Annotated in this window: 23 protein-coding genes; 5 read left to right on the top strand and 18 right to left on the bottom strand. The window is 74.3% G+C overall.

What is annotated here, in order from left to right:
- Positions 1-174: 174 nt before the first annotated feature.
- The 4 genes from ACFQ8C_RS21390 to hisI all read right to left on the bottom strand — a co-directional run bounded on the left by ACFQ8C_RS21390 (position 175) and on the right by hisI (position 3,102).
- A complete protein-coding gene (locus ACFQ8C_RS21390; RefSeq protein WP_383459798.1) occupies positions 175-429 on the bottom strand; it encodes an HGxxPAAW family protein in 255 nt (84 codons plus the stop codon).
- Positions 430-547: 118 nt separating this feature from the next.
- Positions 548-1,198 (bottom strand): TIGR02234 family membrane protein, encoded by a 651-nt coding sequence (locus ACFQ8C_RS21395; RefSeq protein ID WP_383459801.1) that lies wholly within the window; start codon positions 1,196-1,198, stop codon positions 548-550.
- Between the two features lie 6 nt (positions 1,199-1,204).
- Complete coding sequence (locus tag ACFQ8C_RS21400; protein ID WP_383459804.1) at positions 1,205-2,704, bottom strand: anthranilate synthase component I; 1,500 nt, start codon at positions 2,702-2,704, stop codon at positions 1,205-1,207.
- A gap of 11 nt (positions 2,705-2,715) precedes the next feature.
- Entirely contained in the window at positions 2,716-3,102 is a 387-nt protein-coding gene (gene hisI, locus ACFQ8C_RS21405; RefSeq protein ID WP_383459807.1) for a phosphoribosyl-AMP cyclohydrolase, read from the bottom strand.
- Positions 3,103-3,186: 84 nt separating this feature from the next.
- On the opposite strand from hisI, the gene ACFQ8C_RS21410 reads away from it, so the two are divergent.
- The gene (locus tag ACFQ8C_RS21410) at positions 3,187-3,822 is read left to right on the top strand and encodes a TIGR03085 family metal-binding protein (RefSeq protein ID WP_383459810.1); all 636 of its coding nucleotides are present in this window, start codon (positions 3,187-3,189) and stop codon (positions 3,820-3,822) included.
- Positions 3,823-3,829: 7 nt separating this feature from the next.
- Here the strand turns inward: ACFQ8C_RS21410 and ACFQ8C_RS21415 are convergent, their stop codons facing one another.
- The 10 genes from ACFQ8C_RS21415 to hisD form a co-directional block, all read right to left on the bottom strand.
- The gene (locus ACFQ8C_RS21415) at positions 3,830-5,071 is read right to left on the bottom strand and encodes an MFS transporter (RefSeq protein WP_383459813.1); all 1,242 of its coding nucleotides are present in this window, start codon (positions 5,069-5,071) and stop codon (positions 3,830-3,832) included.
- Positions 5,068-5,655, bottom strand: a complete 588-nt coding sequence (locus ACFQ8C_RS21420) for an ArsR/SmtB family transcription factor (protein WP_383459816.1) — start codon at positions 5,653-5,655, stop codon at positions 5,068-5,070. Before ACFQ8C_RS21420 ends, ACFQ8C_RS21415 begins: the two co-directional genes overlap by 4 nt.
- Positions 5,656-5,772: 117 nt before the next feature.
- On the bottom strand, positions 5,773-6,528 hold the full coding sequence (hisF, locus tag ACFQ8C_RS21425; protein ID WP_383459819.1) for an imidazole glycerol phosphate synthase subunit HisF: 756 nt from the start codon (positions 6,526-6,528) through the stop codon (positions 5,773-5,775).
- The gene (locus ACFQ8C_RS21430; protein ID WP_383459822.1) at positions 6,525-6,917 is read right to left on the bottom strand and encodes a RidA family protein; all 393 of its coding nucleotides are present in this window, start codon (positions 6,915-6,917) and stop codon (positions 6,525-6,527) included. The genes hisF and ACFQ8C_RS21430 overlap by 4 nt, the downstream gene beginning before the upstream one ends.
- Complete coding sequence (gene priA, locus ACFQ8C_RS21435) at positions 6,914-7,642, bottom strand: bifunctional 1-(5-phosphoribosyl)-5-((5-phosphoribosylamino)methylideneamino)imidazole-4-carboxamide isomerase/phosphoribosylanthranilate isomerase PriA (protein ID WP_383459825.1); 729 nt, start codon at positions 7,640-7,642, stop codon at positions 6,914-6,916. The genes ACFQ8C_RS21430 and priA overlap by 4 nt, the downstream gene beginning before the upstream one ends.
- The gene (hisH, locus tag ACFQ8C_RS21440) at positions 7,639-8,286 is read right to left on the bottom strand and encodes an imidazole glycerol phosphate synthase subunit HisH (RefSeq protein WP_383459828.1); all 648 of its coding nucleotides are present in this window, start codon (positions 8,284-8,286) and stop codon (positions 7,639-7,641) included. The genes priA and hisH overlap by 4 nt, the downstream gene beginning before the upstream one ends.
- Positions 8,283-8,447: a hypothetical protein gene (locus tag ACFQ8C_RS21445; protein ID WP_365076065.1), complete on the bottom strand. Its 165-nt coding sequence runs from the start codon at positions 8,445-8,447 to the stop codon at positions 8,283-8,285. The genes hisH and ACFQ8C_RS21445 overlap by 4 nt, the downstream gene beginning before the upstream one ends.
- 2 nt (positions 8,448-8,449) lie before the next feature.
- Positions 8,450-9,043 (bottom strand): imidazoleglycerol-phosphate dehydratase HisB, encoded by a 594-nt coding sequence (hisB, locus tag ACFQ8C_RS21450; RefSeq protein ID WP_030492957.1) that lies wholly within the window; start codon positions 9,041-9,043, stop codon positions 8,450-8,452.
- Positions 9,040-10,161: a histidinol-phosphate transaminase gene (locus tag ACFQ8C_RS21455; RefSeq protein ID WP_383459833.1), complete on the bottom strand. Its 1,122-nt coding sequence runs from the start codon at positions 10,159-10,161 to the stop codon at positions 9,040-9,042. Before ACFQ8C_RS21455 ends, hisB begins: the two co-directional genes overlap by 4 nt.
- Positions 10,158-11,507 (bottom strand): histidinol dehydrogenase, encoded by a 1,350-nt coding sequence (hisD, locus tag ACFQ8C_RS21460; RefSeq protein WP_383459836.1) that lies wholly within the window; start codon positions 11,505-11,507, stop codon positions 10,158-10,160. The genes ACFQ8C_RS21455 and hisD overlap by 4 nt, the downstream gene beginning before the upstream one ends.
- A gap of 217 nt (positions 11,508-11,724) precedes the next feature.
- On the opposite strand from hisD, the gene ACFQ8C_RS21465 reads away from it, so the two are divergent.
- The 4 genes from ACFQ8C_RS21465 to ybaK all read left to right on the top strand — a co-directional run bounded on the left by ACFQ8C_RS21465 (position 11,725) and on the right by ybaK (position 15,755).
- Positions 11,725-13,320 (top strand): oxidoreductase, encoded by a 1,596-nt coding sequence (locus ACFQ8C_RS21465; RefSeq protein ID WP_383459839.1) that lies wholly within the window; start codon positions 11,725-11,727, stop codon positions 13,318-13,320.
- Between the two features lie 115 nt (positions 13,321-13,435).
- Positions 13,436-14,482 (top strand): hypothetical protein, encoded by a 1,047-nt coding sequence (locus tag ACFQ8C_RS21470; RefSeq protein WP_383459841.1) that lies wholly within the window; start codon positions 13,436-13,438, stop codon positions 14,480-14,482.
- A gap of 11 nt (positions 14,483-14,493) precedes the next feature.
- Positions 14,494-15,231, top strand: a complete 738-nt coding sequence (locus ACFQ8C_RS21475; protein WP_383459844.1) for an LON peptidase substrate-binding domain-containing protein — start codon at positions 14,494-14,496, stop codon at positions 15,229-15,231.
- 26 nt (positions 15,232-15,257) lie between these two features.
- Positions 15,258-15,755, top strand: coding sequence for a Cys-tRNA(Pro) deacylase (ybaK, locus tag ACFQ8C_RS21480; RefSeq protein ID WP_383459847.1), 498 nt, complete (start codon positions 15,258-15,260; stop codon positions 15,753-15,755).
- Positions 15,756-15,762: 7 nt separating this feature from the next.
- Here the strand turns inward: ybaK and ACFQ8C_RS21485 are convergent, their stop codons facing one another.
- The 4 genes from ACFQ8C_RS21485 to ACFQ8C_RS21500 form a co-directional block, all read right to left on the bottom strand.
- The gene (locus ACFQ8C_RS21485; RefSeq protein ID WP_383459849.1) at positions 15,763-16,377 is read right to left on the bottom strand and encodes a DUF2567 domain-containing protein; all 615 of its coding nucleotides are present in this window, start codon (positions 16,375-16,377) and stop codon (positions 15,763-15,765) included.
- A gap of 34 nt (positions 16,378-16,411) precedes the next feature.
- Positions 16,412-17,236, bottom strand: coding sequence for an ABC transporter permease (locus ACFQ8C_RS21490; RefSeq protein ID WP_383459851.1), 825 nt, complete (start codon positions 17,234-17,236; stop codon positions 16,412-16,414).
- Positions 17,237-17,321: 85 nt separating this feature from the next.
- The gene (locus ACFQ8C_RS21495; RefSeq protein WP_383459887.1) at positions 17,322-18,296 is read right to left on the bottom strand and encodes an ABC transporter ATP-binding protein; all 975 of its coding nucleotides are present in this window, start codon (positions 18,294-18,296) and stop codon (positions 17,322-17,324) included.
- 20 nt (positions 18,297-18,316) lie between these two features.
- Entirely contained in the window at positions 18,317-19,612 is a 1,296-nt protein-coding gene (locus ACFQ8C_RS21500; protein WP_383459854.1) for an NYN domain-containing protein, read from the bottom strand.
- Between the last annotated feature and the right edge of the window lie 123 nt (positions 19,613-19,735).

A 19,735-nucleotide genomic window follows, 5' to 3' on the forward strand; every position in this document is an offset into this window, starting at 1 on the left:
GGGGGGGGGGGGGGGGGGGGGGGGTGGGGGGGGGGGGGGGGGGGTACCGGGGGCTTTGGCCGCCGGGGGGGCCCGGCACCCCACGCGGGCGCTGCCCGGCCGGGCGGGCCGGCGCCGTTCGGGTGATTCTCGGGCCGCGCGCGTCGCGCGGCGGACCCGGGACCGGACCTGGGGTCAGGCGCGGGCCCTGATCGCGGCGGTCGCGCTGTCGCGGGCCGCGGCGACGGCCTGGGACTGCTTCGGCATGCCGAGGCCGGCGACCTTCATCGCGCCGCCGACGACACCGCCGAGGAGGATGACGCCGACACCGGCCCAGAAGCCGGGCACGTTCGCCGCCACCATGAAGACTCCGGCGATGCAGAAGCCGATGAAGGAGATGATGACACCGGTCCAGGCGGCCGGGGTGTGTCCGTGGGCGCTGCCCGCCATGAGTTGCTCCTCGTAGATGTTGCTCGGTGGTGACGTCGAAGACGACGGCTGTCATGTGATGACGGCGTCATTCTTCCGCACGTGACCCCGCGGAGGTGACTCGGGGGGTCCCGGACGATCACGCGTCGTGCGTCGGGTCCTCGCCGCGGTCGAGTGCCTTCCACAGGTCCTCGGGCCGGTCGGGGTCGCCGGCGGCGGGGCGGCGGGTCGGACGGGGGGCGCCGGAGCGCTCGTAACGGCCGCCCATCGCGGGCCAGCTCTTGCCGTAGCGCAGGGCGAAGAGGCCGGCGACGAGGATGAGCAGGGCGCCGACGGCGGCCACGTACGGCCAGGCCGTGTGGGTGAGACCGGCGACGGCCGCGGCGGTGTCGCCGCTGATCCGGGCGGCCTCGGCGTCGAGGGCGTCGCTGTCGGAGGCGCCGAGGAAGGCCGCGAGGGCGGCCCCGGCGCCGCTGAGCGCGAGCAGCCCGGCGACCAGGGTGCGGCCGGTGCGGCGGACGGCGAAGACGGCGACGAGGGCGGCGAGCCCGACGATCGCGAGGGCGGTCGGGACGCCGGTGACGGTGCCGCCGTCGGCCTCGACGGGGATGGTGCCCCCGGCGACCGACGCGGTGCCCTCGGCCCAGATCTGGCCGGCGGAGAGCAGTACGACGGTGGCCCCGAGGGCACCGAGGAGCAGGGCGAGGGCGAGGCTCCGCCGACCGCCGGAGGTGACGGCCGCGCGGGCGGCTCGGGGCTGGGGTACGGGTACGGCACTCACGTACCCCACTATCCCCTACGGCCTCGCCGAACCGTTCATCCGGTTGGCGGTGTGCACGGCGCGGAGCACGGCGGCGGCCTTGTTGCGGCACTCGGCGTCCTCGGCCGCCGGGTCGGAGTCGGCGACGACACCCGCTCCAGCCTGCACGTACGCGGTGCCGTCGCGGAGCAGGGCGGTACGGATGGCGATGGCGGTGTCGGAGTCGCCGGCGAAGTCGAGATAACCGACACATCCGCCGTACAGGCCGCGCCGGGAGGGCTCCAGCTCCTCGATGATCTGCATCGCGCGGGGCTTGGGCGCTCCGGAGAGGGTGCCGGCGGGGAAGCAGGCGGTGAGGACGTCGAAGGCGGTGCGCCCCTCGGCGACCCGGCCGGTGACGGTGGAGACGATGTGCATGACGTGGGAGTACCGCTCGATCGACATGAAGTCGACGACCTCGACGGAGCCGGGGGCGCAGACCCGGCCGAGGTCGTTGCGGCCGAGGTCGACGAGCATGAGGTGCTCGGCGCGCTCCTTGGGGTCGGCGAGCAGTTCCTCGGCGAGGTCGTGGTCCTCCTGCGGGGTGGCGCCCCGGTGCCGGGTCCCGGCGATGGGGTGGAGCATCGCCCGCCCGTCCTCGACCTTGACCAGCGCCTCGGGCGAGGAGCCGACGACGTCGAAGCCGTTCTCGAAGCGGAAGAGGTACATGTACGGGGACGGGTTGGTGGCCCGCAGGACCCGGTAGACGTCCAGGGCGGAGGCGGTGCAGGGGGTCTCGAAGCGCTGCGAGGGCACGACCTGGAAGGCCTCGCCGGCCCGGATCCGTTCCTTGACGTCCTCGACGGCGTCCTGGTAGGCGGGGCCGCCCCAGAGCGCGGAGTACTCGGGCAGCTCGGAGGCGGGGAGGGCGGCGGGGGTGGTGGCGACGGGGCGGGCCAGGTCGGCCTCCATCGCGTCGAGGCGGGCGACGGCGTGGGCGTACGCCTCGTCGACTCCGGTCTCCAGGTCGTTGTGGTTGATCGCGTTGGCGATCAGGAGGACCGAGCCGTCCCAGTGGTCGAGGACGGCGAGGTCGCTGGTGAGGAGCATGGTGAGCTCGGGGAGCTCCAGGTCGTCACGGGTGGAGTCGCCGATCCGCTCCAGGCGGCGGACGATGTCGTAGCCGAGGTAGCCGACCATGCCCCCGGTGAAGGGCGGCAGCCCGCCGGCCAGGTCGCGCGGGGTGTGGAGGGTCTCGACGGTGGCGCGCAGGGCGGCGAGCGGGTCGCCGTCGACGGGGACGCCGACCGGCGGGGTGCCGAGCCAGTGGGCCTCGCCGTCCTTCACGGTGAGGGTGGCGTCGCTGCGGACGCCGATGAAGGAGTAGCGGGACCAGCTGCGGCCGTTCTCCGCGGATTCGAGGAGGAAGGTGCCGGGGCGTTCGGCGGCGAGCTTGCGGTAGAGCCCGACCGGGGTGTCGCCGTCCGCGAGGAGCCTGCGGCCGACGGGGATGACGCGGCGGTCGGCCGCCAGCTTGCGGAAGGTCTCGAGATCCATGGCGCCTGACCCTACTCGGATGCCGGGAGCCCGGCGGCGGACAGCAGCACGTCGGCGTCGAAGCAGGTGCGGGCGCCGGTGTGGCAGGCGGCTCCGACCTGGTCGACCTTGACGAGGAGGGTGTCGGCGTCGCAGTCGAGGGCGACCGACTTCACGTGCTGGACGTGCCCGGAGGTGTCGCCCTTGACCCAGTACTCGTTCCGGCTGCGGGACCAGTAGGTGCAGCGGCCGGTGGTGAGGGTGCGGTGGAGGGCCTCGTCGTCCATCCAGCCGAGCATGAGCACCTCGCCGGTGTCGTACTGCTGGGCGATGGCGGGGACCAGGCCGTCGGTGCTGCGCTTGAGGCGGGCGGCGATGGCCGGATCGAGGTCACTGGGGGTCCGGGGCGTGCTGCTCATGGCGCCATTGTGCCGTGACGCGGAGGCGTGTCCGGCGGGGCGTCCACTGGGCGGACGGCGTGGCGCGGCCGTACGCTGGCGGGCATGTCGACCCATGCCAAACGTGAACGGCTTCTGCTCGCTGATCTGTTGGAGGCGGCCGGTCCCGACGCCCCGACGCTGTGCGAGGGCTGGCGGACCCGGGACCTCGCGGCGCATGTGGTGGTGCGGGAACGGCGGCCCGACGCGGCGGCCGGGACGGTCGTACCGGTGCTGAAGCAGCGCCTGGAGCGGGTGCAGGAGGAGTTCGCCGGAAAGCCGTACGAGGAGCTGATCCAGCTCGTCCGTACGGGTCCGCCGCGGTTCTCCCCGTTCACGATCAAGCAGGTGGACGAGGGCGCGAACGTCGTCGAGTTCTACGTCCACACGGAGGACGTCCGCCGCGCCCAGTCCGGCTGGTCGGCGCGCGAGCTGGATCCGGTCTTCGCGGACGCCCTCTGGTCCCGGCTGGAGAAGGCCGCCCGCCTGCTGGCCCGCAAGGCCCCGGTGGGCCTGGTGCTGCGCCGCCCGAACGGCCAGACGGTGGTCGCCCACCGCGGCACCCCGGTGGTGACGGTCTCCGGGGAGCCGGGCGAGCTGACGATGTACCTGTACGGGCGTACGGAGGTGGCGAAGGTGGGCCTGGAGGGCGAGCCCGACGCCATCGAGCTGCTGAACACGACGAAGCAGCTGGGGATCTAGGGTCAGGTCAGGTCTTCGGGAGTTCGGCGCGGCGGACGGCGCGGACCGCGAGGGCGTACACGCCGGACAGGGCGCAGACCGCGGCGCTGACGACGAAGACCGGGCCGGGGCCCCAGACGCCGAGGGCGACGCCGGTGACCGGATAGCCGAGCGGGGCGATGCCGAGGCTGCCGAGACCGGCGACGGCGCTCACCCGGCCGAGGTAGGCGGGGTCGCACTCGGTCTGGATCAGGGCGTTGCACAGGGCTCCGGAGAATCCGGCGAGCAGACCGATGGAGAGGGCCACGAGGACGGCGAAGGCCAGGTGGGGCACGTAGGCGAGCGCCCCGATGGACACGGCTCCGACCACCATGGTCCACCCCATGACGACACCGGTCCGGGGGATGTGGCCCTTGACGGTGAGCAGCAGGGAGGCGCCGCCCGCGCCGACGCCGAAGCCGGCGAGGACCCAGCCGATGCCCGAGGCGCCCCAGCCGCGCTGCTCGGCCAGGACGGCGAGGCCGACGTTGAGGGGGCCGGTGAAGCCGAGGTCGCTGAGGAGCACGACGACCATCAGCGGGCCGAGCACCCGGTGGCGGCGGAGGTAGCGCAGGCCTTCGGCGAGGTCGCTCAGGGCGGTGCCGCGGCCGGTCTCGTCCTCCCGCGGCAGCGGGCGGAGCCTGAGCGCGGCGAGCAGGGGCAGGGAGAGCGCGAAGAGGACCCCGGCGACGCCGAAGGCGGTGGCGGTGCCGCCGACGGCGACGGCGAGCCCGCCGAGCGGGGCGCCGAGGACGGAGCCCATGCGGTAGGCGAGGCCGCGCATGCCCTGGACGCGGGCGAGCTGGTCGCGCCCGGCGATCCGGGGCGGCAGGGCGCCGACGGCCGGCAGGAAGACGGCGTCGACGGCGCCGAAGACGAGGGCGACGGCGGCGAGGGCCCACAGGCCCGGCGAGGCGAGGAGCAGGAGCGCGGCGAGGCCGAAGGTGACGAGGCAGCGGACGGTGTCGGAGGCGATGACGACCCGGCGCGGGCCGAGGCGGTCGGCGATCACTCCGCCGAAGAGCATGAGCAGCGCGCGCGGCACGGCGGCGACGGCCATGACGAGCCCGGCCTGGGCGGGGGTGCCGCTGGTGACGGCGGCCCAGGAGAGGGCGAGGTAGTAGACGCTGTCGCCGAGGGTGGAGGCGGTGTAGGCGCCGAGCCAGCGCAGGACCTGGGGGTCGCGGTGGGCGGGGTGGACGGCGGGCTCGGCCAGCGGGACGGCGGTCACGGGCGGTAGGGGAAGCCGTGGAGGTGGACGGCGACGTTCTCGCGGCCCTCGGTGTCGCCGGCGGCCTCGGCGGCGCGGGCGATGCGGTCGTACTTCTCGCAGACGGCTCCCAGTTCCTCGTTGAGCGCGGCGAGTTCGGCGGCGGTGAGGCGCGGCAGCCACTCGGAGCTGATCGAGGCGGAGCGCCAGGCGTCGGACCAGGTGAGGCGCTCGTCGAGGAAGCGGCGGTGGAGTGCGGAGCGCTGCTCGTTGATGGTGCGGCCGACGGCGTCGCTCGCGGCGGCCAGTTCGGGGCTGTCGCGGACGTCCTCGTCGCGGATGGTGACGCCGTACGAGGAGGGCTGCCACCAGCGTTCCCGGCCGTCGCCGGACTGGGCCTCGGCCTCTTCGATGAGGCCGTGCTCGGCGAGCTTGCGCAGGTGGTAGCTGACCAGCGACACGGCCTCGTCGACCTGCTCGGCGAGCTGGGAGGCGGTGGCGGTGCGGGCGACGAAGAGGTTCCGGTAGAGGCGCATGCGCAGCGGGTGCGCGATGGCCTTGAGGGTGCCGAGGTCGGTGATCCGGTGGTTCTCCGGTGAGGGCATGGACACGACCGTAGATGCGAAGGAAAACTTGCGCAATGAATATTGCGCAAATAATCCTGCACGTCTCGTCGTGAGAAAGGGCCCCCGAGAGGGCCCTTCCCACAAGCGGAACGCGTCTCAGCGGACCTCGTGACCCGCTTCCCGCAGCGACTCCTTGACCTGGCCGATGCGCAGGTCGCCGAAGTGGAAGACGGAGGCCGCGAGCACCGCGTCCGCGCCGGCCGCGACGGCCGGCGGGAAGTCGGCGAGCTTGCCGGCGCCGCCGGAGGCGATGACCGGGACGGTCACGTGCTTGCGCACGGCCGCGATCATCTCGGTGTCGTAGCCGTCCTTGGTGCCGTCCGCGTCCATCGAGTTGAGCAGGATCTCCCCCGCGCCCAGTTCGGCGGCGCGGTGGGCCCACTCGACGGCGTCGATGCCGGTGCCCTCGCGGCCGCCGTGCGTCGTCACCTCGAAGGAGCCGGAGGCGGTCCGGCGGGCGTCCACCGAGAGGACCAGGACCTGGCGGCCGAAGCGCTCGGCGATCTCCTGGATCAGCTCGGGGCGGGCGATGGCGGCGGTGTTGACGCCGACCTTGTCCGCGCCGGCCCGCAGCAGCCGGTCCACGTCGTCCGCCGAGCGGACGCCGCCGCCGACGGTGAGCGGGATGAAGACCTGCTCGGCGGTGCGGCGCACCACGTCGTAGGTGGTCTCCCGGTTGCCGGAGGAGGCGGTGATGTCGAGGAAGGTCAGCTCGTCGGCGCCCTCGGCGTCGTACAGCTTGGCCATCTCGACGGGGTCGCCCGCGTCCCGCAGGTTCCGGAAGTTGACGCCCTTGACGACCCGGCCGTTGTCCACGTCCAGGCAGGGGATCACTCGTACGGCGAGGCTCATGCCGCATCACTCCTGTACGCCTCGACCTCGACCTCGACGACGAGGCGGGGGTCGACGAAGCCCGAGACGATGATCATCGAGGCGGCCGGGCGGACCGCGTCGAACAGCTCCTTGTGGGCGCGGCCCACCTCGTCCACGTCCCGCGCGTGGGTGAGGTACATGCGGGTGCGGACGACGTCCCCCGCGCCGAGGCCGAGCCGCTCCAGCGCGTCGAGGGCGACGGCGAAGGAGTTCACGGTCTGCTCGTACGGGCCGCCGTCGGCGACGGCGCCGTCGATCACCGACGTGCAGCCGGAGACGAGGACCGTGCCGTTGGGCAGCTCGACCGCGCGGGAGTAGCCGAACTGCTCCTCCCAGGGGGCGCCGGTCACGACCTTGCGCACGCTCATGCCGACGCCACCGCCTGAAGGGCCTCCTCCAGGGTGAACGCCTTGGCGTAGAGCGCCTTGCCGACGATCGCGCCCTCGACGCCCAGGTGCGTGAGCCCGGCGAGGGCGCGCAGGTCGTCCAGGGAGGAGACGCCGCCGGAGGCGACGACGGGCTTGTCGGTGGCCGCGCAAACGTTCTTCAGCAGCTCGACGTTGGGGCCGGTGAGGGTGCCGTCGCGGCCGATGTCGGTGACGACGTACCGGGCGCAGCCCTCGGAGTCCAGGCGGGCGAGCGTCTCGTAGAGGTCGCCGCCCTCGCTGGTCCAGCCGCGGCCCTTGAGGGTGGTGCCGCGCACGTCGAGGCCGACGGCGATCTTGTCGCCGTGCTCGGCGATGACCTTGGCGACCCACTCGGGGGTCTCCAGGGCGGCGGTGCCGAGGTTGACCCGGGTGCAGCCGGTGGCGAGGGCCGCGGCGAGCGAGGCGTCGTCGCGGATGCCGCCGGAGAGCTCGACCCTGATGTCCATGGCCTCGGTGATCTGGCGGACCAGGTCGCGGTTGTCGCCGGTGCCGAAGGCGGCGTCCAGGTCGACGAGGTGGAGCCACTCGGCGCCGGAGCGCTGCCAGGAGAGCGCGGCCTCCAGCGGGGAGCCGTAGGAGGTCTCGGAGCCGGACTCGCCGTGGACGAGCCGGACGGCCTGGCCGTCGCGGACGTCGACGGCGGGGAGGAGTTCGAGAGTGCTCACAGGGTTCCGATCCAGTTGGTGAGGAGCTGGGCTCCGGCGTCGCCGGACTTCTCGGGGTGGAACTGGGTGGCCCACAGGGCGCCGTTCTCCACGGCGGCGACGAAGGGCTCGCCGTGGGTGGCCCAGGTGACCTTGGGGGCACGGATGTTCTTGTTGCCGACCTCCAGGGTCCACTCGCGCACCGCGTAGGAGTGCACGAAGTAGAACCGGGTGTCGGCGTCGAGGCCGGCGAAGAGCTCGGTGTCGGCGGGCGCGTCCACCGTGTTCCAGCCCATGTGGGGGACGACGGGGGCGTCCAGCGGCTCGACCGTGCCGGGCCACTCGTCGAGCCCCTCGGTCTCGACGCCGTGCTCGATGCCGCGCTCGAAGAGGATCTGCATGCCGACGCAGATGCCCATGACGGGGCGGCCGCCGGAGAGCCGACGGCCGACGATCCAGTCGCCGCGGGCCTCCTTGAGCCCCTGCATGCAGGCGGAGAAGGCGCCGACGCCGGGGACCAGGAGGCCGTCGGCGTTCATCGCCTTGTCGTAGTCGCGGGTGATCTCGACCTCGGCGCCGACCCGGGCGAGCGCGCGCTCGGCGGAGCGGACGTTGCCGAAGCCGTAGTCGAAGACGACGACCTTCTTGGGAGCGCTCGTCGTCATGACCACACGTCCAGACGCAGCACGCCGGCGGAGAGGCACATGACGGCGCCGACGGAGAGCAGCACGATGAGGCCCTTGGGCATCTGCTGCTTGACGAAGGAGTAGATGCCGCCGAGCAGGAAGAGCCCGACGACGATCAGGATGGTGGACAGACCGGTCACGGTTACAGCGCGCCCTTCGTGGAGGGGAGGATTCCGGCGGCCCGCGGGTCGCGCTCCGAGGCGTAGCGCAGGGCCCGGGCGAGCGCCTTGAACTGGCACTCCACGATGTGGTGGGCGTTGCGTCCGTACGGCACGTGCACGTGCAGCGCGATCTGCGCCTGGGCCACGAAGGACTCCAGGATGTGGCGCGTCATGGTGGTGTCGTACGAGCCGATCATCGGCGCCATGTTCTCCGGCTCGGTGTGCACCAGGTAGGGGCGGCCGGAGAGGTCGACGGTGACCTGGGCGAGGGACTCGTCCAGGGGGACCGTGCAGTTGCCGAAGCGGTAGATGCCGACCTTGTCGCCGAGGGCCTGCTTGAAGGCGGCGCCCAGCGCGAGGGCGGTGTCCTCGATGGTGTGGTGGGAGTCGATGTGGAGGTCGCCGTCGGTCTTCACGGTCAGGTCGAACAGACCGTGCCGGCCGAGCTGGTCGAGCATGTGGTCGTAGAAGCCGACCCCGGTCGACACGTCGACCTTTCCGGTGCCGTCGAGGTCTATCTCGACGACGACGGACGTCTCCTTGGTGGTGCGCTCCACGCGGCCTACGCGGCTCATGCGTTCTGCTCCTTCTTCAGCTCACGAACCGCGTCGAGGAACGCGTCGTTCTCATCGGGGGTGCCGGCGGTGACCCGCAGCCAGCCCGGTACTCCGTTGTCCCGGACCAGGACGCCCCGGTCGAGGATCTTCCGCCACGCCTCGTGCGTGTCGGGGAAACGCCCGAACTGGACGAAGTTGGCGTCGGACTCGGTGACCTCGTAGCCGGCCGCGCGCAGCTCGGCGACGAGCCGGTCGCGCTCGGCCTTGAGCTGCTCGACGTACCCGAGGAGGGTGTCGGTGTGCTCCAGGGCGGCGAGCGCGGTGGCCTGGGTGACGGCGGAGAGGTGGTACGGCAGGCGGACCAGCTGCACGGCGTCGACCACGGCCGGGTGGGCGGCCAGGTAGCCGAGGCGGAGTCCGGCGGCGCCGAAGGCCTTGGACATGGTCCGGGAGACCACCAGGTGCGGCCGGCCCTCCAGGAGGGGCAGCAGCGACGCGCGGTGGCTGAACTCCACGTACGCCTCGTCCACCACGACCAGCGAGGGCTTGGCGGCCTGGGCGGCCGCGTAGAGCCGCTCCACGACCCCGGCCTCGACGGCGGTGCCGGTGGGGTTGTTGGGCGAGGTGACGAAGACGACGTCGGGCGCCCGCTCGGCGATGACCGCCTCGGCGGCCTCGACGTCGATGGTGAAGTCGGCGTCGCGCGGGCCGGAGATCCAGCCGGTGCCGGTGCCGCGGGCGATCAGGGAGTGCATCGAGTACGAGGGCTCGAAGCCGATCGCGGTCCGGCCCGGGCCGCCGAAGGTCTGGAGCAGCTGCTGGAGGACCTCGTTGGAGCCGTTGGCGGCCCAGACGTTCTCCACGCCCACCGGGTGCCCCGCGCTGCGGGTGAGGTAGCGGGCCAGCTCGGTGCGGAGTTCCACCGCGTCACGGTCGGGGTAGCGGTTGAGGCCGCGGGCGGCCTCGGCGACCCGCTCCGCGATCCGGGCCACCAGGGGCTCGGGCAGCGGGTAGGGGTTCTCGTTGGTGTTCAGCTGGACGGGCACGTCGAGCTGGGGGGCGCCGTAGGGCGACTGGCCCTTCAGCTCCTCACGGACCGGCAGGTCGTTGATCCCGATCTTCTCGTACGCGTTCACTTGCTCTCGGGTACCTTCCAGCCGAACCTTGCCTTGATCGCGGCGCCGTGGGCCGGGAGGTCCTCGGCCTCGGCGAGGGTGACCACGTGGTGGGCCACGTCGGCGAGCGCGTCGCGCGTGTAGTCCACGATGTGCACACCGCGCAGGAAGGACTGCACGGAGAGCCCCGAGGAGTGACAGGCGCAGCCGCCGGTGGGCAGGACGTGGTTGGAGCCGGCGCAGTAGTCGCCGAGGGAGACCGGCGCCCAGGGGCCGACGAAGATCGCGCCCGCGTTGCGGACCCGGTCGGCGAGGGCGGCGGCGTCGGCGGTCTGGATCTCCAGGTGCTCGGCGCCGTAGGCGTCGACGACCTTGAGGCCGTCCTCCAGGTCGGTGACGAGGACGATCGCGGACTGCCTGCCGGCCAGCGCCGGGGCGATCCGGTCGTCGACGTGCCGGGCGACGGCGACCTGGGCCTTCAGCTCGGCCTCGACGGCCTCGGCGAGCGCCTCGGAGTCGGTGACGAGGACGGAGGCGGCCATCGGGTCGTGCTCGGCCTGGCTGATCAGGTCGGCGGCGACGTGCACCGGGTCGGCGGTGGTGTCGGCGAGGACCGCGATCTCGGTGGGGCCGGCCTCGGCGTCGATGCCGATGCGGCCCTTGAGGAGGCGCTTGGCCGCGGCGACGTAGATGTTGCCGGGGCCGGTGACCAGGTCGACCGGGGCGCAGCCGGGCTCGTCGTCGGCGGTGCCGTCGGCGGTGCCGTACGCGAACATGGCGATCGCCTGGGCGCCGCCAGCGGCGTAGACCTCGTCGACGCCGAGGAGGGCGCAGGCGGCGAGGATCGTCGGGTGCGGCAGGCCGCCGAACTCCTTCTGCGGCGGGGAGGAGACGGCGATGCCCTCGACGCCGGCCTCCTGGGCCGGGACGACGTTCATCACTACGGAGGACGGGTAGACGGCCCGGCCGCCCGGCACGTACAGGCCGACGCGGTCGACGGGGATCCACTTCTCGGTGACCGTGCCGCCGGGCACGACCTGGGTGGTGTGGGTGGTGCGGCGCTGGTCCCGGTGGACCAGGCGGGCGCGCCGGATCGACTCCTCCAGGGCCGCGCGGACGGCCGGGTCCAGCTCGTCGAGGGCGCGGGCGAGCGCCTCGGCGGGGACGCGCAGGCGCTCCAGGCGGACGCCGTCGAATTTCTCGCCGTAGTCGATCACCGCCGCCGCGCCATGATGCCGTACGTCCTCGCAGATCGGCCGCACCTTCTCCAGGGCGGCTTCCACGTCGAACTCGGCACGGGGCAGCAGGTCGCGCAGGGCGGAACCCTCGGGGAGGGCCTCACCGCGCAGATCGATTCGAGAGATCACGGGTCAATTCTCTCAGACGGCTCTCCGGCCCCGGACGTCCGTATCACTGGCTGATACGTGGCTTGCTCCCTCTCGATACACGCCACTGTGGCGTCTCCTCGCCACTCCTGACCGTTAGCGTTCAGCCCGTCACAGTGCGGGAAGAACGACTGTACGAATCCACGACTCCCGGTCAGCGGAGTGGTGGGAGCGCATCGGGGAGAGCGAGGGGGCGGCAGTGACCGAGCCGCACGAGGACGGGATGCCGGAGGGTCTCACGAGCCCGGAGCGGGACGTGTGGCGGGCGTTCCGGATCGGCAGGACCTGCGATCTGACGGAGGGGGTGCCGGAGCGGGACGACCCGTTCGGGGAGTCGGTGTGGGGGCCGGAGCGGAGCGTGCGCGCCGACGTGGTCGCGGCGCTGCTGCTCGGCGGGCCGACGGCCCGGCCGGGCCGGGTGGCCGCGCTGAAGCTGCGCGGGGTGCGGATCACGGGCGTGCTCGACCTGGCGGGCGGGTCCATAGCGCCGTACGTGGAGCTGCACGCCTGCCGCTTCGACGGCGAGGTGGTGCTGCCCGAGGCGCGGTTCGGCACGCTGCGGCTGGTCGGCTGCGCGCTCCCCCGCCTGGAGGCGGCCCGGCTGCACACGGAGGGCGATCTCCACCTGCCGCGCTGCCGGGTGCGGCACGGCATCCGGCTGACGGACGCGCAGATCGGCACGGACCTGCTGATCAACCAGATCCAGGTGTGGCCGGACGGCCGCGGCCGGGCGATCGCGGCGGACGGTCTGGTGGTGGCGCAGGACCTCCAGGCCGAGCTGGTGGAGACGCACGGCGAGTTCAGCCTGCGCGGGGCGAAGGTCGGGGTCTCGCTCAGCCTGCGGGGCAGTGTGCTGCGCGGCGACCGGGGCCGCCGCGCGCTGAACGCCCCGCAGCTGACCGTGGAGCGGACGCTGTACCTGAACGCGGCCTGGGTGTACGAGGGCGGCGGCCCGTCCACGGCGACCCCGCCGTACGGCGTGACGCCGGTCCAGGACGCCCGGCGCAAGCCGGCCGAGTTCCACGGCGGGGTGCGGCTCGACGACGGACGGTTCGGCGACGCGGTGGACCTGAACCACGCCCGCTTCCTGCTGAGCGGGGCGCGCCGGGAGGAGCTCTCGCTGCGCCGGATCGTCACCCCGGAGCTGCGGTTCAACGGCGAGCGGCCGGAGGAGGGCCGGGTGGTGCTCAACGGCGCGAAGGTGGTGACGCTGATCGACCTGTCGACCAGCTGGCCGGGCCCGGGCGGCCTCGCGATGAGCGGCTTCGTCTACGAGAACCTGGTGCCGTACGGCCACTTCCCGCTGGCCCGGCGGCTCGCCTGGGTGGCGGCGGCGACCCCGGAGTACGCCCCGGAGCCGTACGAACGCCTCGCGACCGTCCTGCGGAACAGCGGCGAGGACGCCGACGCCCGGCAGGTGCTGCTGGCCAAGCAGCGGCGCAGACGGGAGACGCTGCCGGTCGCCGGGAAGCTCTGGGGGTACGTCCAGGACTGGACGGTGGCGTACGGCTACCGGCCGGGCCGGGCGGCGCTGTGGATGGCGGTGCTGTGGGCGGCGGGCACGCTCGCCTTCTCCCGGTACGAACCGGTGCCGATCAAGGAGGGCGAGGGCCCGGCGTGGAACGGCACGCTGTACGCCCTGGACCTGCTGCTGCCGGTGATCACGCTCGGCCAGGACGGCTACTGGCGCCTGGAGGGCGGCTGGCAGTGGACGGCGGCGGTGCTGATCCTGCTCGGCTGGATCCTCGCCACCACGGTGGCGGCGGGCGCGACCCGGCTGCTGAGCAGGGGGTGAGCCGTCCCCCCGGGCCGTCGGCGTGACGGCCCGGGGGAGAGCGGGTGAGATCCGGGTGAAGGGAGCACCGGACGGCGGGCCCGGAGGCTCCCCCGGTGGGAAGATACGTCCTGCCATGTCCTTCCTCCGCGCCCTGGTCGGCACCGTCCGTTCGGCCCGGCACGCCCCGCGTCTCGCCGCCGGGCTGACGCCGGACGACGACGTGTTGCTGGACGCCCCGGACGGCCGGCTCTCGCCCGCCCTGGTGGCCGCCGCGCTCGGCGACCCGGAGCCCGCGGCGAAGCTGCTCGCGACCACGCGGGACGCCGGGGAGTGGGAGGACCGGGACCGCTACGTGGGACGGCTCGCCACCTTCGCGTACAGCAGGGGCGAGTGGCTCGACCGGTGGCTGGAGGCCGCGCCGGGGGACCCCGACGCCCTGCTGGTGGCCGCGCAGCTCGCGGTGCGCCGGGCCTGGGAGTCGCCGGCCCGGGCCGAGCGGCTGCGCGAGCTCGACCCGCTGCTGCGTCCGCTCACCGAGGACGCCGGGCCCGATCCGGTGCCGTGGCGGCTCGCGCTGGACCACGCGCGCGGGGCGCACGCCGGGCACGCGGTCTTCGAGGGGCTCTGGGAGCAGGCGCTGCTCCGCTCCCCGCACCACTACGGCTGCCATGTCGCCGCCCTGAAGTACCTGTCGGCGCAGTGGTACGGCTCGCAGCGGGCGGCCTTCGACTTCGCGGAGCAGGCGGCCGACGACGCGGCGGCCGGCTCGCTGGTACGGGCGCTGCCGGTGCGCGCCGCCTACGAGGCGCTGCGCCCGCTGCCGGACGCGGGACGCGAGCGGCCGGCGGGACCGGCGGCGGACGGCGGACGGATCGACCGGGCGGCGGACCGCGGCCTGGCGCTGTCGGCCGTCTTCGCGGCGGGTGACCCGTGGCCCGCGGAGGTGCGGAACCTGCTGGCGTACGTGCTGGTGCGGCGGGAGCGGTGGGAGGCGGCGCTGGCCGAGTTCGGCCGCGTGGGGCCGCACGCCACCTCCTTCCCGTGGGCGGTCGGCGGGCACGATCCGCTGCGCCGGTTCCTGGCCACCCGGGACCGGACGCGGGCCGAGCTGGCGCGCCGGACCCCGCTCTGGGGACGGCCTCGCGCAATCCCCGGACGGAGCGGTCCGCGCGGCCATTAGGCTTGGCCGCTGTGACCTCCGCTCGCCTGCCACTCTTCCCGCTCAACGCGGTGCTGTTCCCGGGCCTCGTGCTGCCTCTCAACGTCTTCGAGGAGCGTTATCGCGCCATGATGCGCGCCCTCCTCGACATCGACGCCTCCGAGCCGCGCCGGTTCGCCGTGGTCGCGATCCGGGACGGGTACGAGGTCGCGCCGACCGCGCCCGGGATGCCGGACCCGACGGCGCTGCCGGAGAAGGGCCCGGCGGCCGGCTTCGGGACGGACCCGCTCAGGAGCTTCCACCCGGTGGGGTGCGTCGCCGACGCGGCGAGCATCCGGCAGCGCGGGGACGGCTCGTACGAGGTGATGATCACCGGCACCACGCGGGTGCGGCTGCGCGCGGTGGACGCGAGCGGCCCCTTCCTGACCGCCGAGACCGAGGAGCTGCCGGAGGAGCCCGGCGAGGAGGCGGAGGCGCTGGCCGAGGGCGTGCTGCGGGCCTTCCGCTCCTACCAGAAGCGGCTGGCGGGGGCCCGGGAGCGGTCGCTGACGACCACGGAGCTGCCCGACGACCCCTCGGTGGTGTCCTACCTGGTCGCGGCCGCGGCCATGGTGGACGTGCCGACGAAGCAGCGGCTCCTGGAGGCGCCGGACACGACGGTCCGGCTGCGCGAGGAGCTGGCGCTGCTGCGCGCGGAGACGGCGGTGCTGCGCCACCTCCCGTCGCTGCCGGCGGTGGAGCTGACCCAGGCGCCGACCTACCCGAACTGACGGACCGAAGGAACCGAGGGAGCCCCGTGGCGAAGAAGAAGCAGAAGAACGCCGGCGGCACCCCGGCGACCGTGGCGCTCGCCGCGGCCGGCACGGCGTACACCCTGCACGCCTACGAGCACGACCCGGCGACCCCCTCGTACGGCGAGGAGGCGGCGGAGGCGCTCGGCGTCACGCCCGACCGGGTCTTCAAGACGCTGGTGGCGGACGTCGACGGGGAGCTGACGGTGGCGGTGGTGCCGGTCGCCGGCCAGCTGGACCTGAAGGCGCTGGCGACCGCGGTCGGCGGCAAGCGGGCGGCGATGGCGGATCCGGCGGCGGCCGAGCGGACGACCGGCTACGTCCGGGGCGGGATCTCGCCGCTGGGCCAGCGCAAGCGGCTGCGCACCGTGCTCGACTCCTCGGCGTCCGGCCACGACACGATCTGCGTCTCGGCCGGCCGGCGGGGCCTGGAGGTCGAGCTCTCCCCCGCCGACCTGACCGCGCTCACCTCGGCGGTGCTCGCCCCGATCGGCCGCGGCTGACCCCGGGTCAGCGCTTGTACGTGTCCCAGGAGCCCTGCTCCGGGTCGCGGGGGCCGAAGATCCCGGTCAGGAGCAGGTGGACGACCATCGCGGCGAGTGGCCAGGCCAGCATCGCCGCGGCGCCCATCTGGAGCTTCAGCGGGGCGTCGAAGACGACGTTCGGGCCGACGGCCTTGGCGTGCGCGATCACGTCGTCGGTCGGCCCCAGCCGGATCCCCAGCCACCAGGCCAGCAGCGAGCCGAGGACGCCGCCGATCGCGAGGCCGAGGACGAGCGGGACGCCGCCCTTGCGGCGGGCCAGGAAGACGACGAGCCCGGCGACCGCGCCGAAGGCCAGGGCCAGGAGGACGAAGGTGCCGTCGGCGCCGATCGCGGCCTCCCCCTCGGAGTCCCGCAGGTAGACGCCCTTGCCGTCGGAGATCAGCTGGACCGTGGGCGCCAGCCACACCCAGAGCGCGCCCAGCACGGCTCCGGCGACCGCGGAGGCGACCGTCACCACCAGCCCCTGGACGACCTCGGCCCCGGCGATCGGGTCACCGGCCGGCCCCTCGTGCGGCGGGGGCGGCGGGGGCCACTCGGGATCGTGCGGCGGCTGCTGGGGAGGCGTCAGGGGTGCGGTCACCCCGCCATCGTGCCAGGTGCGCCCGTGCCCCGCCTCAGCGGACCGCGGCCCTGCGGTACGCCCAGGTCGCGACGGCCAGCGACAGGACGCCGACGACGCCGCAGACGGCCAGGTCGAGGGCGACGGCCGCCCAGTCGGGGCGCGGGTCGAAGGCGCGGGCCAGGGCCTCGACGCCGTACGTGGAGGGCAGCAGGTCCCGCGCCCAGCCGATCGGCGCCGGCATCCGCTCGCCCGGGAGGACGCCGAGGAGCAGCGCGGCGGACATGCCGAGCTGGCCGAGGAGGGTGGCCAGTTCCTGGCGGGGGGCGAGCAGGCCGAGGGCGGCGCCCAGCCCGGCGAGGGCCGCTCCGGAGAGCGGGACGACGGCGGCGAGCAGCCACAGGTGGCCGAGCGGCAGGCCGAAGAGGACGGCGCCGGTGACGGCGGTGACGAGCGTGCCGGGGACGGTGAAGGAGGCGTACGCGCCGGCGGCGCCGAGCACCACGGCGGCGGGCGGCACGGGCAGGGTGGCGTAGTGGTCGAGGCCGCCGGTGGCCCGCAGCTGGCCGAAGTACTGGGCGAGCAGGTTGAGGGCGACGAAGGCGACGACGAGGACGGTGGAGCCGGCGACGACCGCGCGGGCCTCGGAGCCGCCGTCGACGACCCCGCGCATCAGGATCATGATCCCGACGGACTGGAAGGTGGCGACGAAGAGCAGCGGGATGCGGGCCACCCGGGCGCGGCTGAGCTGAGCCCGGTAGACGGCGGCGAGGGAGGGCAGCAGCCGGGCGGGCGGGGCGAGGGGCGCGGCCTCCTCGGCGTCCCGGACCCGGGCGGCCTTCACGCCGGCCGGCAGGGCCTCGGCGGGCAGGGTGCTCAACGCGGACAGCTCCTGGGGGTGACGTGCGGCACGTGGGGGGTCACACCGGGGGTGCGGGGTGCGGGATCCACGGGGTGGGCGGGGCTCATGCCTTCACCAGTCCTTCGCGGGCGGCGCCGCCGAGGGCGAGGTAGACGTCCTCCAGGCTGGGCGTGGCGAGGGTGAAGTCGTCGAGGGCCGCGAAGGCGGCGCCGCCGGTGACGGTGGCGACGGCGGCGCGGGCGGCGTCGGGGGCGAGCCGCAGCACCCAGCGGCGGCCGGACTCCTGGGCGAGCTCGCGCAGGGCGGCGACCTCGGGGAGGCCGAGCGGGGCGGACTCGCGCCACAGCAGCTCGACGCGGACCTCGTCGGCGACACGTTCCTTCAGTCCCGTGGGGGTGTCGCAGGCGATCACCCGGCCGCGGTCGAGGACGGCGACCCGGTCGAGGACGGTCTCGGCCTCGATGACGTTGTGGGTGACGAGGAGGACGGTGGCGCCGTGCTCGGCGCGGCGGCGGTCGACGGCGGCCCAGACGGCCCGGCGGGCGACCGGGTCCATGCCGGTGGTGGGCTCGTCGAGGACGAGGACGGGCCGGTGGCCGACGAGGGCGGTGGCGAAGCAGGCGAGCCGGCGCTGGCCGCCGGAGAGCTTCTTCAGCGGCCGGTCCGCCAGCGCGCCGAGCCCCAGCTCGTCGAGGACGGCGTCCCGCCCGGCGCGGGCGTCGGCGGCGCTCAGGCCGCGGAGCCGGCCGGTGGTCTCGGCGGCGAGGGCGACGGTCAGCTCGTCGAGGGCGGTGGACTCCTGGCCGAGGTAGGCGAGGAGGCGGGCGGCGCGCTCGGGGTGGCGGACGAGGTCGTGGCCGAGGAGCGTGACGGAGCCGGAGTCGGGGCGCATCAGCCCGGTCAGCTGGCGGACCAGGGTGGACTTGCCCGCTCCGTTGGGACCGAGCAGCCCGAAGATCTCGCCGCCGCGCACGTCGAGGCTGATCCCGTCGGTGGCGCGCACCTCGGGACTCGCGGGCGCGCCGCGCCTGCCGCGCGTGGCGGGGTACGTCTTGACCAGATCCCGCACCACGCACACCGTACTCACGGGGGAAGAGCCTACGGGGTCGCCGGTCCCGGTCCGGGCGCGGGGGCGGGTTCGGCGGCGGCGCGGACGTCGATCTCGCGCCAGAAGCCGGCGCGGATGGCGTAGCGGTCGTGCTCGTCGATCTGGTCGTCCTTGTGGGCGAGGAGGCCGAACCGGGCGGCGTAGCGGAGGAGTTCGCCGTCGATGCGGTGCGGGATCCGGGGGTAGAGGACGGAGAGCCGCTGGACGTGGGACTGCTCGGGGAGCCGTTCGAGCCAGCGCCGGGCGAACACCTGTCCGACCTCGAAGGGGTCCCCGCCGACGGTGGTGATGTCCTCCTCGCGGTCGGCCCAGCGCTGCTCGGCGCTGGTGAGGTGGGCGAGGGTGGGCAGCGAGGCGGTCTCGGCGGGCTCGCCGAGGGGGGTCGCGGGCCGCTCGACCCAGCCCCGGTCGGAGGACCAGCGCAGGGCGCTCGCCGTCTGGGGCGGGGTGGGGTGCGGGTGGGCGGCGGCGGGGCGCAGCCCGGCGAGGTCCTTGGGAGTGGGGACGGACTTGCCGACGGTGGGGGCCGGGACGGCGGCGGAGCCGTGGTCGTGGTCGTGGCCGTCGACGGAGGGTACGGGGGTTCCGTCGGGGGTCGGCCGCCCGTTCCGCGCGGCGGCGGCCGCGGCCTCGGCGGCGCGCTCGGCGGAGGCCAGGGCGGCCTCGGGCAGCGGCGCCGAGAGGATGGCGGCGATCTCGGGGCGGGGCACCGGCGGCGGGGCGCAGAGCCCGCTGAGGTCCTTGGCGCGGACGGCCCGGGTGATCCAGCTCCGGTCGAGGACGCGGCGCTCGTCGGCCTCGGCGACCAGGTCCTCGGACTGGTTGTAGTCGCCGTCGGCGGCCTGGACGGCCCAGAGGTGCACGGCGACACCGTGTTCCTTGGCGGACATCAGGCCGGGCAGCAGGTCGCCGTCGCCGGTGACGAGGACGATGTCGGTGCAGGCGCGGTTGCGGGCCAGCTCGGTGAGCTCGGTGTGCATGGCCGCGTCGACGCCCTTCTGCGCCCAGCGGCCGTCGCTGCGGGTCAGCGCGCCGAGCCGGACGGTGACCCGGGGCATCACGCGCAGCCTGCGGTGCTCGGGCTGGGGCACCCGGTCGGGGGCGCCGTCGAACCAGTAGATCCGCAGCAGCGGGAGGCCGGTCTCGCTCTCGGCCCGTTCCCTCAGCTGCCGGATGAGACCCGCGTGGTCCACGGTGATCCGGGAGCGGGCCGGTTCCCCGGCGAGCAGGCTGGCGGCGGCCCCCAGCAGATAGCCGGCGTCCACCAGGACGACGCATCGGTCCACGTGCTCCACCTTCTTTCGGATCTCGGCCCGTCGGGATCTCAGGTGTTCCGGGTTCCTTCGAGTCTGCCCGACTGCCCGGGGGTTGACGGCCGGAACTGGATCATCGGCGTGGCGGAGCCGCGG

Origin of the sequence: Streptomyces sp. NPDC056503 (assembly GCF_042794995.1) — a bacterium.
Lineage (GTDB): Bacteria > Actinomycetota > Actinomycetes > Streptomycetales > Streptomycetaceae > Streptomyces.

Excerpts from the sequence above, each read along its gene's own strand:
- hisH (WP_383459828.1), bottom strand. The coding sequence starts at position 8,286 with ATGACGACGAGCGCTCCCAAGAAGGTCGTCGTCTTCGACTACGGCTTC.
- ACFQ8C_RS21430 (WP_383459822.1), bottom strand. The coding sequence starts at position 6,917 with ATGAGCGTGCGCAAGGTCGTGACCGGCGCCCCCTGGGAGGAGCAGTTC.
- ACFQ8C_RS21470 (WP_383459841.1), top strand. The coding sequence starts at position 13,436 with ATGTCCTTCCTCCGCGCCCTGGTCGGCACCGTCCGTTCGGCCCGGCAC.
- ACFQ8C_RS21400 (WP_383459804.1), bottom strand. The coding sequence starts at position 2,704 with ATGGATCTCGAGACCTTCCGCAAGCTGGCGGCCGACCGCCGCGTCATC.
- ACFQ8C_RS21410 (WP_383459810.1), top strand. The coding sequence starts at position 3,187 with ATGTCGACCCATGCCAAACGTGAACGGCTTCTGCTCGCTGATCTGTTG.
- hisB (WP_030492957.1), bottom strand. The coding sequence starts at position 9,043 with ATGAGCCGCGTAGGCCGCGTGGAGCGCACCACCAAGGAGACGTCCGTC.
- ACFQ8C_RS21390 (WP_383459798.1), bottom strand. The coding sequence starts at position 429 with ATGGCGGGCAGCGCCCACGGACACACCCCGGCCGCCTGGACCGGTGTC.
- hisI (WP_383459807.1), bottom strand. The coding sequence starts at position 3,102 with ATGAGCAGCACGCCCCGGACCCCCAGTGACCTCGATCCGGCCATCGCC.
- hisF (WP_383459819.1), bottom strand. The coding sequence starts at position 6,528 with ATGAGCCTCGCCGTACGAGTGATCCCCTGCCTGGACGTGGACAACGGC.
- ACFQ8C_RS21420 (WP_383459816.1), bottom strand. The coding sequence starts at position 5,655 with ATGCCCTCACCGGAGAACCACCGGATCACCGACCTCGGCACCCTCAAG.